General features: G+C 68.2%; 9 protein-coding genes and 3 pseudogenes. 5 read left to right on the top strand and 7 right to left on the bottom strand.

Annotated features, from left to right (window positions below; all coding sequences use genetic code 11):
- Window positions 1–315 precede the first annotated feature (315 nt).
- Complete coding sequence (locus ACZ499_RS25580) at window positions 316–681, bottom strand: cupin domain-containing protein (protein WP_468678241.1); 366 nt, start codon at window positions 679–681, stop codon at window positions 316–318.
- 417 nt (window positions 682–1,098) lie between these two features.
- Here ACZ499_RS25580 and ACZ499_RS25575 point away from each other — a divergent pair.
- Window positions 1,099–1,268 (top strand): annotated as a pseudogene (locus ACZ499_RS25575) (IS982 family transposase); the annotation flags it as partial.
- Between the two features lie 73 nt (window positions 1,269–1,341).
- Window positions 1,342–1,500 (top strand): hypothetical protein, encoded by a 159-nt coding sequence (locus ACZ499_RS25570; protein WP_468678309.1) that lies wholly within the window; start codon window positions 1,342–1,344, stop codon window positions 1,498–1,500.
- A 19-nt stretch (window positions 1,501–1,519) separates the two neighbouring features.
- On the opposite strand, the gene ACZ499_RS25565 is transcribed toward ACZ499_RS25570, so the two are convergent.
- The 3 genes from ACZ499_RS25565 to ACZ499_RS25555 are packed head-to-tail and all read right to left on the bottom strand — an operon-like array spanning window position 1,520 to window position 7,490.
- Window positions 1,520–3,226 carry a thiamine pyrophosphate-binding protein gene (locus ACZ499_RS25565; RefSeq protein ID WP_468678239.1) on the bottom strand — a complete coding sequence of 569 codons (1,707 nt, stop codon included), beginning with the start codon at window positions 3,224–3,226 and terminating at the stop codon, window positions 1,520–1,522.
- Window positions 3,227–3,244: 18 nt separating this feature from the next.
- The gene (locus ACZ499_RS25560; RefSeq protein ID WP_468678237.1) at window positions 3,245–4,618 is read right to left on the bottom strand and encodes a hypothetical protein; all 1,374 of its coding nucleotides are present in this window, start codon (window positions 4,616–4,618) and stop codon (window positions 3,245–3,247) included.
- Window positions 4,619–4,631: 13 nt separating this feature from the next.
- Window positions 4,632–7,490: a peroxidase family protein gene (locus tag ACZ499_RS25555; RefSeq protein ID WP_468678236.1), complete on the bottom strand. Its 2,859-nt coding sequence runs from the start codon at window positions 7,488–7,490 to the stop codon at window positions 4,632–4,634.
- Between the two features lie 193 nt (window positions 7,491–7,683).
- On the opposite strand from ACZ499_RS25555, the pseudogene ACZ499_RS25550 reads away from it, so the two are divergent.
- Window positions 7,684–7,917 (top strand): annotated as a pseudogene (locus ACZ499_RS25550) (IS701 family transposase); the annotation flags it as partial.
- A gap of 163 nt (window positions 7,918–8,080) precedes the next feature.
- Here ACZ499_RS25550 and ACZ499_RS25545 read toward each other — a convergent pair.
- On the bottom strand, window positions 8,081–8,674 hold the full coding sequence (locus ACZ499_RS25545) for an isochorismatase family protein (protein ID WP_468678234.1): 594 nt from the start codon (window positions 8,672–8,674) through the stop codon (window positions 8,081–8,083).
- Window positions 8,675–8,925: 251 nt separating this feature from the next.
- On the opposite strand from ACZ499_RS25545, the pseudogene ACZ499_RS25540 reads away from it, so the two are divergent.
- Window positions 8,926–9,413: pseudogene (locus ACZ499_RS25540) on the top strand (hypothetical protein); the annotation flags it as partial.
- 564 nt (window positions 9,414–9,977) lie between these two features.
- Here the strand turns inward: ACZ499_RS25540 and ACZ499_RS25535 are convergent.
- Window positions 9,978–10,898: a hypothetical protein gene (locus tag ACZ499_RS25535; protein ID WP_468678233.1), complete on the bottom strand. Its 921-nt coding sequence runs from the start codon at window positions 10,896–10,898 to the stop codon at window positions 9,978–9,980.
- An 89-nt stretch (window positions 10,899–10,987) separates the two neighbouring features.
- Window positions 10,988–11,338, bottom strand: coding sequence for a hypothetical protein (locus tag ACZ499_RS25530; protein WP_468678232.1), 351 nt, complete (start codon window positions 11,336–11,338; stop codon window positions 10,988–10,990).
- Between the two features lie 235 nt (window positions 11,339–11,573).
- Between ACZ499_RS25530 and ACZ499_RS25525 the strand changes: the two genes are divergently transcribed.
- Window positions 11,574–13,010: AfsR/SARP family transcriptional regulator (locus ACZ499_RS25525; RefSeq protein ID WP_468678229.1), on the top strand; the 1,437-nt coding region annotated here is incomplete at its 3' end.

Genomic DNA, 13,010 nt, shown 5'->3' with positions numbered 1-13,010 from the left:
GGCGACACGTTGTTGGATCTGGCGAGAGGGTACTCAGGCGGCGGCCCGCCCTGGAAGGCGCTGTACGACGCCGACCGGGCAGTGATCGAGAAGGCGGCGCGGGATCACGGATTGCGTCGAGTGACAACGGGCACTGGGTCTTTCCGGGGACCTCTCTCAGCATTTCGCCTGTCGCCTGATTAGACGACCGCGTCTGCGACGTGAAGCACCAGGACGGTTCCCGCCAGGCCCTCTACGCCTGAGCCCGCGAGGATCTCGACGGCTGGGAGGCCGAGCTGGGCAGGCCATCGCCGGGCCCGTAAGCGTCTTCCGAGTTCAGCTCATCTGGGTCTTGATGTGCTCGACGACCTCGTGGAACTCCTTCGTCGGCGAGAAGTCCACATATTCGCAGTCCTCCAGCGCCTCTGGGGCGTGGCCCGGGGGCCAGTAGAATGCCTGTCCCTCCTGGTAGACCTCATCGCCATGCCGCGTCTTCATTTTTAGGCTGCCCTTGAGCAGGTATCCCCAGTGCGGGCACTGGCACAGGTCGTCGGGCAGCCCTTTGCAGACCGGCGCCATGTCCGCGCCCTTGGGGAAGTGCGCGAAGGCCGCGGTCATGTTTCCCCCGACCTCCCTCATGCGCAGCTCCACGCCGCCGCCCTCGATCACGACCGGAGCCTCGCTACGCGTCGTTGCCGTCATCGCCCGCCACTCCTCTCTTTTCCCTCCCTTTCCACTCTGCGACTCATCCGCGCTGTCGGCCACGTGGCAGCCTCAGCCCGGCCCACGCCGCCGCGGTAGCCGCCCACGGCCCGGTGGCCCGGTCGTGGAGAACGGGCGCGAGCGACCACCTGGCACCATCCCGGGGGCCGCCTTCGCTGCCAGCGCGGCGGACTCGAGGCCGGTCGCCGTGGATGGTTCGTATGACCTCGGTAGCAGCCGAGCAGAGTTCTTGGTCCGCGAGGATGCCGGGACCGATCCGCAGCTTGAAGTCCAGCACGGCTCACGCGCTGGTCGAGGAGGGCAGGGAACTGACCCGCAGGCGCACGACGCCATAGATGGCCGATATCTTCCGGGGATCGTCTGCGGGCATGAGACGAAGGAGTCCAACGTCGGTGTGTGAAGACAGAGCTGGACTCCTTCGCGACCGCGCTTTGCGTCAAGACCGAGGATCCACTGAAGGATCCACCCCGCAGCTCGTCCCCTGGCGGCGGCCGGCTGTCGGCATTGCGCCGCAGCCAAGCGATGCCGAGCTGTTCACATTGGCGATGATGCAGGCAAGGCCCGGGCGGGGGGGCATTGGCCCCAAGGGCAGCCCTTCGATACCGGGGTGCTCGCGGGCGCCTTGTGTACTCCCGCCCGGTGTCTGTACGCGCCCAGACATGGGCGATGTGCGCCGCTGGCCGGCACCAGGCGCGGCCGGTCGTCGTGTCCGCCGACCCGGTCGTCGACAAGGTCCGCGCGGCCCGCGTCCGGGCACGGGGGGAGGCCCTGTCCAGCTCGCACGAGATGGCCCCGTAGCCCCGCGGACGCGGGGCCGTCAGTCCCGGAAGCGTGCTTCGACGGTCTCGACGAGAGCGTCGATCACGCCGTCCGGCGACGGGCTGTAGTGCGGCACGGCCCAGCGCGTGATCCTGGCGTCGATGAGCGAGGGCCGACCGGAGGCCAGGGCCGCGCGGAACGCCTCCTCGAATTCCTCCAGCGTCTCCACCCGGTACCCGTCCGCGCCGCACGCGCGGGCGTACGCGGCGAAGTCCGGGTTTCGGAACTCGACCAGCCCGGATTCGGCGTACGTGACCAACTGGAAGAGTTTGATCAGCTTGAACTCCCCGTCGTTGAAGATGACCCAGATGACGGGGATCTCGTGCTCGACGGCGGTCATCAGCTCGAACCCGGACAGCGAGTAGCACCCGTCGCCGCAGCCGACGACGACGGTCCGGTCGGGGTGGGCGACTTTCAGGCCGATGGCTCCGTTGACGTGCCCGGCCATCGGCCCGAAGGAGCCCGCCTTGCGGAAGTTCTGCCCCTGTTCGAGCTCCACGTAGTATCCGAGCCACGCGAGATGGGCGCCCGCGTCCGCGAGCAGCACACCCCCGGGCGGCAGCATGCGCCCGATCGACTGTGCGAGTTCTCCGGGGTGGATCTTCCCTGGCAGATGGTGGATCCTGCGGGCCTCGTAGTTCCGGCCGTCGACCTCGACCGCCGGTACTTCGCCGACCAGCCGCTCCAGCTCGTCGGCCAGGGCGGCCACGGCGGGACGCGCGTCGGACAACAAGGTGTGGTCTGGCCGGTAGGCCTTGTGGAACTCGCCCTCGGAGATGTTCACATGGATGAGCAGCTTGTTCTCGAACAGGTCCTCACGGTAGTTGAATGTGGCGTGCTGGTTGAGGGAATTGCCCACGCACAGCACGACGTCGGCCTCACGGAAGGCCTTCCACGCACTGGAATGGCCGCTGTCGGCGAAAACGCCCACCGCGAGCGGGTGCCCCTCGGACACGATGCCCTTGCCGTCCAAGGTGGTGAGCAGCGGGATCTGGAACCGCTCGATCAGCCGCTGGACCTCTGGGCCCGCCCCGCTGCGCACCGCACCGAAGCCGACGAGCGCCACGATGCGCTTGCGCTGTGCCAGGGCGTCCGCCAGTACCGCCGCGATCTCCGCCACCCGTGCCGGGTCCGGCAGGACCGGCCGCACCTCGAGCCTGAGAGGGCGGAAGTCCGTCACCTCGACACCGCGGTGGGTCAGGTCCTCGGGCACGTGGATGTGCACGGGCCCGGGCCTTCCCTCGAACGCGGTGTTGACCGCTTCCTCGAGGACGTCGCAGGTGTCGGCGATGTCGGTGAGCAGGAAGGACTTCTTGGTCGTGGCCGCGAACATGGCCTGGGAATCGGGAGTGCGGTTCAGCCCCGATGTCTCGTTGAGCGAGCCCCATCCGCGCCACTTCATGCTCGCGTACCCCGAGACTGCGAGGACCGGATAGGAGTCGGACATGGCCACGGCCAGCCCCGAGAACAGGTTGAACGCGCCCGGCCCGGCGGTCGCGAAGCAGAAGCCCAGCCGGTTGGTGTACATGGCGTATCCGCAGGCCATGAAGGACGCGGCCTGCTCGTGCCGGGTGATGATCGGCCGGATCTGCTGCGAATGCTTCAGTGCCAGCATCAGACCCGCCGCGTTCTCCCCGGCACCGCCGAAGGCCGCCCGTACGCCGATGCCTTCCAGCCCCTTGACGATGGCTTCGTAGACTTTCACCGGATCTCCCTCATCGCCTCATCCGTCCCAGCGCGCGGCGTGCCGATCGTGGGCGTCGGTCAGGCCGTTCTGGAAGAAGCGCTCGTAGTACTCGGACTCGACGTGGTGGGCCTGCAGCCAGATGCCGGGCACGTGGATGGCGTCGGTGTGTGCCGGGAACCGCCCGTGGGTCTCGTGGATGTACACGCAGACGTCCCGCGCGCACTCGATCACCTGGCGGTCGTACTCACTGGCCTCGGTGAGGTAGCGCTGCGCGTAGTCGTCCTTGTAGATGCGGGCGAAGAGGTCCTTGTCGGTGTAGATGCCCCGCTCCCCGAACTTGGAGCGGACGACGGAGTCCACGGCTTCGTGCATCGACGGGTAGTTGGGCGGGCAGGCGCTCTTGATGAGGTGTTCGCCGCCGGCCCGCAGCCCCACCGGATGGGAGCGCAGTCCGGCGTACTTCGGCAGTGGCACCTGCCAGCGCAGGATGTCGGCGGGGCGGAACCTGGGCGTGGCGAAGTCGAAGCCCAGCATGCGGCCGTAGGCGCGCGAGAACTTCGGGTCGCCCAGCATGATCTGGGGGCTGATCGACGCGTGGATCCAGGCGCCGAGTCCCATGGCGTCCGCGGTCAGCATCATGTTCTGCAGCAGCAGGTCGGCTTCGATCTGGGTGCGCATCGGCCCCAGGGAACCGAGCGGCAGCTTGACGTCGGGGTTGAGGAAGCCGCTGCGTACCCACTTCCGTACTCCGGCCGGGCGGTAGAAGTTGCGGTCGTCGACGAGTGTGGGCCGGGCCCCCTCGGGCTGGGTGAGCAGGTACATCAGCGCGTTGATGTACTGGTGGGAGAGGTCGACCACCGGCAGGAAGAGCGTGGTGCCCGGGAGGTTGGACAGGAACCGGTTGGAGTCGAGGTACGCCGGGAAGTCGCGCATTCCCTCGGCGACGTCCAGGCGGCGGTCCAGTACTCGCACCTTCGAGCGGCGTGCGCGTTCGATCAGCGTGTCGGGGTCGAAGGCATGGTCCGGGGAGGGCGGCAGCTTCCTCAGGTAGTAGGTGCCCGTGTCGTTGATCATGAAGAAGTGGGTGGCCTGCGCGTTGTCGGGGCTGCCCGCGGTCCGGCCCGTCATGTTCAGGTTCGGCTTGGCCATGATCGGTTGGTGGTCGCGGGGGTCCTCGAACGGCCGGTCGGGCATGGTGAGTCCCGAGGAGCCGGTGAGGGCGATGAGCACCGCCTCCTCGAGCTCGCCCAGCGGCTCCGGCCGGTGCGGGGAGTCGTAGCTCATCGATCCGGCCGACACGGACGCGCCCCTGCTGACCCGGTGGGTGCGCCGCTCGAAGAGCGTCTGCCACAGGGGACGGGACAGCAGGTCCTCCAGGCCGGGGTGACCCGCGTTCTGTGATGCGGTCATGGTCCTCTCCCGCTCAGCCGCGGCCGCTGTCGTTCCGGACCGGCTGGACCGGGCGCCAGGGCGCGAAGGCGCTGGCCCCACGGGGGAGGACGCCCGCCAGCTCGGGGCAGTGCCGCAGGATGACGCTCGTCATGCCGTTGCGTGCGATCCAGTCCATGCCGAGAGGCGTGTAGAGCTCCGGCCGGAAGTCGACCGTGAGGAAGCGGTCGCTCTGCAACCGTCTGGTGGCCATCAGGATGAACACGCGGAAGGCCGTGTCGCTGAAGCCGAAGCCTGTGGGCGGATTCTCGGCGAAGAGTCCTACCACGGTGTCGATGTCGTCCACCGAGCGGTAGACGTCACGCAGCCGTGCGACCGTCTCCGGATCGCAGGAGAGGTCCTCGAACCGCTGGATCCGCGGCTTGTGCAGGCCGGCGCGGAAGTCGTTGTAGCGCGGGACGCCGCGGCGCCGGGTGCGCACCAGGTCGATCACCGAGAGGTCGATCACCTCCCCGTCCCGCTGGAACGCCTGCAGGGCGCGGGGGAAGTTGTGCAGGGTGATCGCCCCCGGGTGGGCGATGCCCAGCGAGTACAGGGTGTTCACCAGCCCGGTCTTGCGGATGAGCGGCTCCGCCGCGGCGCCCTGGAGGGCGGTGAAGTCCAGGGTGTCGAGCCGGCGGCCGAACTGGTGGTCGACGAGCTCGTAGTCGTCGGGGATCAGCGGGTGCATCCGGTAGACGGTGACGAACTCCTCCGTGAGGGAGTACGGGGCACCGTGGTGGTCGGGCAGGGTCTTGGGGATGCCCTGCCGCCCGTTTGCCTCCAGCAGCCAGACGCCCAGCTGGTCGAGCCAGTTCTTCGGCGGTCCCTGCCAGTTGGTCTTCATGCCGATGTCGAGTGTCTTGGTGGCGAGGATCGCGGGGGTCCACTCGACCGTGTGGATCTTCGCGATGAGCGCGGAGATGATCAGCCGCGCTGTGTGGTAGACCCGTTCCTCGTCCATCCGCGGGTATTCGCGCCGCAGGGCTTCGCACACCGCGTTGTGCTCACGGGCGAACAGGGTGTGCATGGAGCTGAGGCCGAGCCACCAGTTGTCGGTGAATCCGCTGAGCGGCATGCCGTTGGAGCCGTTGGGCAGGTGTCCCTCCTCCAGCCGGAGCCGGGCGCCGCCGTCGGGCTCACGCAGCGACATCGCCACGGACTCGTCGCTGCCGTAGACCTCCGAACCGTCCCACCAGTGCGACACGTCGCTGGCGAACACGATCGGCCGCCCGCCGCCGGCCGGACGTACCGCCTCGTCCTCGCCGAAGCGCATCACCCTCTCCCGCGGCCCGCCCGGGGTGTTCTGCCAGGTGTCGCCGGGTGGCAGTGGCACCTCGACGCTCCGGGTGGCGACCGGAAGCCTCTTGTGCTTGACCCAGTCGTGCACCTGGAACTGGATCCACGCAGCGGCGATGATGTTCAGCGAGGTCGCGGGGATGAACACCTCACGCCGGAGCAGTTCCCGGCTCACGGTGACCGGATTGGGCGTGTCGAACTGGTCCGGGCGGTAGACGGGCGGCATGGTGCGGCCGAACGTCGCCCCGACAGCGCCCATCCGCGGCACCGACAGATCGTTGTACGAGCCGTCGTAACTGCGTCTGACCAGCAGCTCCTCCGCGGGCGGGGCTTCCAGCGGGCAGGCTTCGGGTGGAGCCTCGTGGGCCTCGGTGTCGATGAGGTTGCGTCGGCGCAGCGTCTGCCGGAAGGCCATGAGGTTGAGCAGGCCGAGCGGGGTGGGCAGCCGGTGCCACGGGACGAAGCGGTTGACGGTGCGGAAGACGGCGCGCAGCGGTGCCCCGAGCAGGGCGTTGCGCCGTGGCTCAACGGTCAGGAAGCGCCGGCCCAGGCGGTGGGCGCTGCTGGCCTCGTAGGCGGTCTTGCGGGCACGGTTGAGGTTGCCCAGTGGCCGGAAGCCCTCCGCGGTGTGCCACGGGTTGAACGCCAACAGGTCGACCCGCGAAGCGCAGGCGCGGGCTTCGGCGGTGTGGATGTCCTGGCGCGGGATGGTCAGGATGGCCACCGGCAGGACGGGCGCGACGTCCTCCTTCCACTCGGCCGCGCCGTTCTCGACGGGGGTGCTCCGGGCGTCCACGTAGCGCTGCACGCACAGCTCGAAGACGACGTCCGCCTGACGCAGCCGCTGGGAGAGTTCGCGCCGCAGGTAGTCGGGATCGGTGCGCGACGCCGCCGGGGCCGCCGGGGCGTCCGCGGCGGGCCGCAGCTGATAGCGCACCGGTCCGCGATCGCCCCACAGGATCGCGCCGCGGCTCCAATACGTCTCCAGCGCCAGGCTGCGTACCGTGCGCCTGGTTCCCGCGACGACGTTGCGCCGCATACGGGCTGCCGCGGGCCAGCCGACCGCCAGGGGCAGCTTGAGGAACAGGGCGTACCCCTTGCGCAGCCGCGAGTCGGCACCTGCCATGGCCTTGGCGAAGGCGACGAACTCACCCGCGTCGCGGGCGTGGGAGACCGGGAAGCTCGTCATCAGCAGATCGTGGGTCTCACCGGGGCTCACCTCGACGCGTAGCGCCGCCCCGCGCAGATCGGGCGCGAAGTCGGGCTGACGGACCCCGCTCGCGTTGGACAGTCGGACCGTGACCGGGTACTCGGCTCCGGGCCTGGCGAAACCCGCCCGCAGGAGCTCGGGAAGGTCCTCGCGGAACCTGAGCTGGGCGTTCTCCACGCCGAGGACCGCCTTGGCGTGGAAGGTCCGGTCGACAGTGGCGGCGCCGCTGCGCTTCCTCACCTTGAGCTGAACCTGCAGCAGCTCACGCGCCAGCCGCTCGAAGACCAGCCGCTCGGCCTCCGGACTGCCGCCGGCGTAGCGCTCGTACTGTGCGACCTCGTCCATGCGAGCCTCTTCCGGGGGGACTTCCGTGCACTCCTCACGACGCTGCCCCAGCTCGGGGTCGCTGTCGTGCGGTGCGGGGCAGACGGGCGAACACGTGGGGCAACGGGGGCGGGGCCCTGACTCTGGACCTTGGACACCCGAGGCACTTGGATCTTGAAGGTCCAGGAGAGGGTGTCCCGTGGTCATGAAGCTCGCCAAGAACGAATGCGGCCTCGACCAGTACGAGGTCTGCCGCTACACCAGCTGGTACCGGCGCATCACCCTCGCCATGCTCGCCCACGCCTTCCTCGCCGCCATGGCCGCCCTGGAACGCGAAAAAGAGGCCGCGAGGACGACGCTCCCGACCTCATGGCCCTCACACCAGCCGAGATCCGCCGTCTCCTGGCAGTTGTCCCTCCGCCCAGAAAACACCGTGATCACGCCGTGAACTGGTCACGGTGGCGGCGATGCCACGGAGGCACGCGCCATGCGGCGCGGATACCTGTTCGCCGGAACCAGATGGCGAAGGCCGTCGGCCGCCGGTGACACCCAGCCATACTCCCCGCCAACAGGCCACGGGCCAGCCCAAATACCGAAGTACGGCTGGAGTACTAACTCGCCACCGAAGCCTGGCCGGACGTCTCGATGCCTGCCTGGCGGAAGTCCTCCAGGGTGGAGGCGATGGTGTCGGGGGCGACGCCGACCGAGTAGTCCAGGCGCACCCGGGTGCTGAATCCCGCGGCGGCGGCGTCCAGTGCGGTGGCGCGGACGCAGTGGTCGGTCGCGATGCCCACCACGTCGACCTCCCTCACCCCGCGGGCGCGCAGCCAGTCGGCGAGGGAAGTCCCTTCGGCGTCCGCGCCTTCGAAGCCGCTCTTGGAGGCACTGTGGGCGCCTTTGAAGAAGACGGCGTGCACCTTGCCGCCAGCGACGGTGGGGGCGAAGTTCGGGTGGAACTCGCTGCCTTCGTCTCCGGCAACGCAGTGGACGGGGAAGCTGTCCTTGAAGTCCGGGTTCTGTGAGAAGTGGCTGCCCGGGTCGATGTGGTGGTCCCGGGTGGCCACGACGTAATGGTAGTCACCGTCCGCGCTCTGCTCCACCAGCTCGGCGATCGCGGTGGCGATCTGGGCGCCTCCCGCGACGGGAACGCTGCCTCCTTCGCAGAAGTCGTTCTGCACATCCACGACAATCAAGCCCCGGCTCATCACGAACACCCTTCAGTACGACGGAACGATCCCCACGTTCTATCGGCCTCCTCGTATTTGCCGCAGACATAGCGGGCTGCGCTCACCCACACGGCCGAGGACATTCACCGCAGGAACGATTCGCGCCGTCGAAGGCGATTTCTGGAAGATGTTGTCTATCCGGACTTGAGGGCTGCGTTTTCGCTGGTGGGGCATCGGGCGGGCGTTGGCGTGGGAGTGGTGTCGTGTCGTTGCTCCGGTGGAGGTCGTGGATGCCGTCGGTCGTGGGGCTGCTGGAACAGCGCGAGGTCGCCGTCCGCCGTCGCGTGGATGGGCTGAGGGAAGAGGCCGACCGCAGCCAGGCAGAGTTGGCCGTGGCCGGGCGGGAATGGCGGGAGTGGGCCATCGCCCGCTCGCGGGTCGGCGAGGTGCTGGCCCCCGCGGACGAGTCCAGGCAAGGCCACGCCCAGGCCAACGGGACAGCACTGGCCATGGGACAGGCCGAGGAGACATCGTTGGCGCCGACCGCGGTGAAGTCGAAGTCGCAGGTGCCGGTGTGGCGTGAGGGGCTGGCCTGGTCGGGGCTGTCGGTGGATTACCAGCGCATTCTGCAGGCGCTCGCTAACCGTCTCGGGTCCATCAAGGGGCGTTGAGCTGCCAGGAGATGGCCGTTGATCAGGTTGCCGCCGTCGAAGCCGCGGCTGTCGGAGCCGACGACGGCGTCCGTCTTGACTGCCTGCGAGTCGATCAACCCGGCCGACGGCTCCGCATCCCGCTCCAGCCTCTCGCGGATCCTCGCGCGCAGCCGGTCGTGGAACTCTCTGACCAGCACCTGATCGCGCCGGCGAAGGAGGAACGCATAAACCCGGTCCCACGGCGGGGAGTCCCCGGGCATGGCCCGCCACTTGATGCCGTTGTCCACCAGGTACGGAACGCGTCCAGTATCGCCCGGTGGCAGTACGCCTCCGGCTGGCTGCCCCGGCCACGCATCCAGCCCGGCACCGGCAGCAGTGGCCGGACCACGGCCCACTCCGCGTCCGTCATGTCCGAGGGATACCGCCGAACACGTTCTGGGTGATCGGCCGTATTCCCGAACCGGTGAGCGACACGATCACGCGACAGCGCAACCGAGTTGAACTCCACCGGCGCGAACACGTACAACTGCAGCAACAGGGGCTCCTGGATCTCGGCCGGCTTCGCAACCCCGAGCTACCAAGAGGCCCTGCCTTCATGCCCACAGCCGACGGCAGCCACCCGATCGAGACTCCCGTTCGACGCAGACCCCTCAAGATCGGAACGACAACAGCTACTCAGCCCATAGAAGTCAAGCTGAGCCGGAGCCTGTCAGTCGCGCAGCCGCGCGCAGTTGGTCGCCAAGTCGCCGTTCGAACTTGGCAAGTTGCCCCGTATGGGCCTCAATGTACTGACGGTCGTAGGAGATCTCAACAGCTACGGCGACGCCGACCAGGTTGGTAGACAGCTTGCACTCCACATCAGCTGTGGCAGTTGCGATTTCCTCTGAGGTGTGAAGGGTCTGTCGAGCGGGTGCCCCAGCTGTGGGTGTTCTCCACTTGGAGCTGCTGTATGCCGCCCAAGGGTTGGGGTATATGAACCCTTTGCCCGTCATGCAGGCCGCCCAGCGTGCATTGACCGCCTTCATGTGTGGATTGTCCGAGGGGACCTTGGGGCCTCCCGCCGGAAGCGCTTCGGCAGCAGGTATCGGAGGTGGGCCTCCGATAGCGTCGATGCCTTGCTGGCGGCATCCGCCGGGAGGGACCTTCTTGTCCTTGAACGTGGCCACGGTGGTTCCGGAGGCGCTCTGTCCGCGGAGCACACCCATCTCCGTCATGGTGTAGGGCACTTCGTTGGACGTACCGTCAGGACTGTCGAGCTGCGTGTCGTATCCCTTGTTGCGGGCCGTGGAAAGGTCGAAGAAACCGTACAGGGCTGTGCGTTCCTTGTTCTGCCGGGCGAAGTCGGCGAACCCCTCCATGACCGGGGGGTGATATGACAGCCCGTAACTGTGCATACAACGCGCCGAGACAACGTCAGTAGCCTTCTGTAACGCCAGGATCTGAGTCGAGGTGGGTATGTAGGCATCGATCGGCAAACTGATGGCGTCGACCGAGGTTATCTCCGGGATCGGCCCCAGTGCCGGCGCCGGGGGTTGGGGCGCCTGGCTCGAGCACCCGGCAGTCAGCAGCAGTGCTACCAGCCCGACAACTGCTCTACCCGTGTTTCTCATCTTGACTCGTCTCCGCAGGTCCCGAAGGACAGCACGTCGTGGACATCGCTGCCGGCGGTCGCCGGAGGCTCCCCGCCGGCAGCGATCCGCTACGGGATGTACTTGATGTGAACCCCGTACACGTTCCCCCAGGACCCGTAGCGCTGTTCGTAGTTGACGGTCATCCCCGCGCTCAAGGGGATGTTGTAGTTGACCCCGTGCACGCTGATGTCGGTCACGCTCCCGCTGTTCCCCGAGCTCGTCTTCCACACCTCTGAGATGTTTGCCCAGCCGTCACCGGCGCCGGCATAGCAGTAGTCGTGGGTGTGGCTGTACTCATGCAGGGTGTTGTTGTTGCAGCCCACGTTGGCGATCGCACCTGCCGGAGTGGCTGCCGCGACGCCTGCGAGTACTACGGCTCCAGCAAAGGCGCCAGCGACAAACTGTCTACGCAAGTTCAAGACACTTCTCCTTCGGGTTCCTGCGGGAACATCTCGCCGTTCGGTGAGCCCCGCTACGGTGACGCTATGGACGCGGGTCCCTCGGTCGTCCTAGATTCGTCCTAGTGCGAGGTCAGCCGGGGGTCGGCGTCAATCTTCACGTGCCGGGGGATGCATGAGATTCGGCGTGCTGGGGCCGTTACACGCCCAGATCACCGGACACGCGGTCCGGTTGAACGGGCCGAGGCAGGCCAAGATGCTGGCAGCACTTCTGATCGATGCCAACAACATCGTCGCCATGGAACGGCTCGTCGCCGTGATGTGGGACGGGAACGCGCCCGCCACTGCGGTCCGTCAGGTCCAGGACGCCGTCTCCGGGCTGCGCCGCAACCTCGTTGCATGCGGAGCACCCGGCTCCCTGATCAGCACCCGGCGCGGCGGCTACGAGATCCACCTGGCCCGGCACCAGCTCGACCTGCTGGAGTTTGACCACGAGCGGTACCTCGCCGATCGGCACACGGCCCCGTTCGAGACAGCTGTCGCGCTGCGGCGCGCGCTGGCCTGCTGGCGCGGGAACGCCCTGGCCGACATCTCCAGCCAGGTCCTGGAGGTCGATGCGGCACGGCTCAACGAGAAGCGCGCGGCCACGCACAAACAGTGCCTGGCCATCGAACTCGACCTGGGGCGTCATCGAGAGGTCATCGAGGAGCTGACGGCTCTGCTTTGCGAGCACCCCTACGCCGAGGATGTCGCCGAACACCTGATAGTCGCTCTCTACCGGTGTCGGCGGCAGGGCGAGGCGCTGCAGGTGTACGAGCGGCTGCGCCGGACACTGGCTGACGAACTCGGGGTCGATCCCACCCCGCCGCTCCAGGCACTGCACCAGCGCATCCTCACCGCGGATCCCACCCTGGCGGCTCCGGTCCCAGCGAGCAGGCCTTCAGGCACACCACCGGCGAGCCCTGACGCGGCGGCCGCCCGGCCGGTCACGGCGATGCCAGTGCGTCAACTGCCCCTCGATGTCTCTGACTTCGTGGGCCGGGCCGAGGCGCTGGCCGAGATCGCCGGACTGCTCGACGGGTCGGCGCCGAACCGGGCCCCGGTGGCAGTCATCGTGGGCGGTCCGGGTGTCGGAAAGTCCTGCCTGGTGACGCACGCTGCGCGGCTGGCGAGCGCCGCCTTCCCCGACGGCCAGCTCTACCTCAACCTCGCGGCGACATCGGACGAGCCGCGGGACCCGGGGCTGATGCTGGCCGAGGCGCTGCGCGCCCTCTCGATCACCGGCAGCGCGATTCCGAACGGCCTGTCCGAGCGGGCCGCGCTCTACCGGTCGTTGCTGGTCGACCGTCGCATGCTGGTGGTGTTGGACGACGCCGGTCACGCCGATCAGGTGCTGCCCTTGCTGCCCGCGGCCGACGGTTGTGCCGTGTTGATCACCAGCCGCGCTCTGCTGACGCAACTTCCCGGCGCTCGGCACATCGACCTGGACGTGCTGAGCCCGGCAGAGGCGCGGGAGATGTTCACCGGAATTGTGGGGCGGCAGCGGGTCGAGCGGGAACCGGGGGAGGCCGACGCGATCCTCGACTGCTGCGGCAACTTGGCGGTGGCGGGGCGGGGTGGCAGGGGGAAGGGGACAGGACGGCCAGGTTGGTTGGTGGGGGTGTTGTGGGGAAACAGCGGGGAGGAGTCACGG

The sequence above is a fragment of the Streptomyces sp. NPDC031265 genome (assembly GCF_055570295.1).
The sequence above is the reverse complement of the archived record's forward strand: the minus strand, read 5'-3'. Positions and strand labels throughout refer to the sequence as shown.

Bases quoted from the DNA above. Each gene is read 5' to 3' on its own strand.
- ACZ499_RS25560 (WP_468678237.1), bottom strand. From the start codon at position 4,618: ATGACCGCATCACAGAACGCGGGTCACCCCGGCCTGGAGGACCTGCTG.
- ACZ499_RS25580 (WP_468678241.1), bottom strand. From the start codon at position 681: ATGACGGCAACGACGCGTAGCGAGGCTCCGGTCGTGATCGAGGGCGGC.
- ACZ499_RS25555 (WP_468678236.1), bottom strand. From the start codon at position 7,490: ATGGACGAGGTCGCACAGTACGAGCGCTACGCCGGCGGCAGTCCGGAG.
- ACZ499_RS25545 (WP_468678234.1), bottom strand. From the start codon at position 8,674: ATGAGCCGGGGCTTGATTGTCGTGGATGTGCAGAACGACTTCTGCGAA.
- ACZ499_RS25535 (WP_468678233.1), bottom strand. From the start codon at position 10,898: ATGAGAAACACGGGTAGAGCAGTTGTCGGGCTGGTAGCACTGCTGCTG.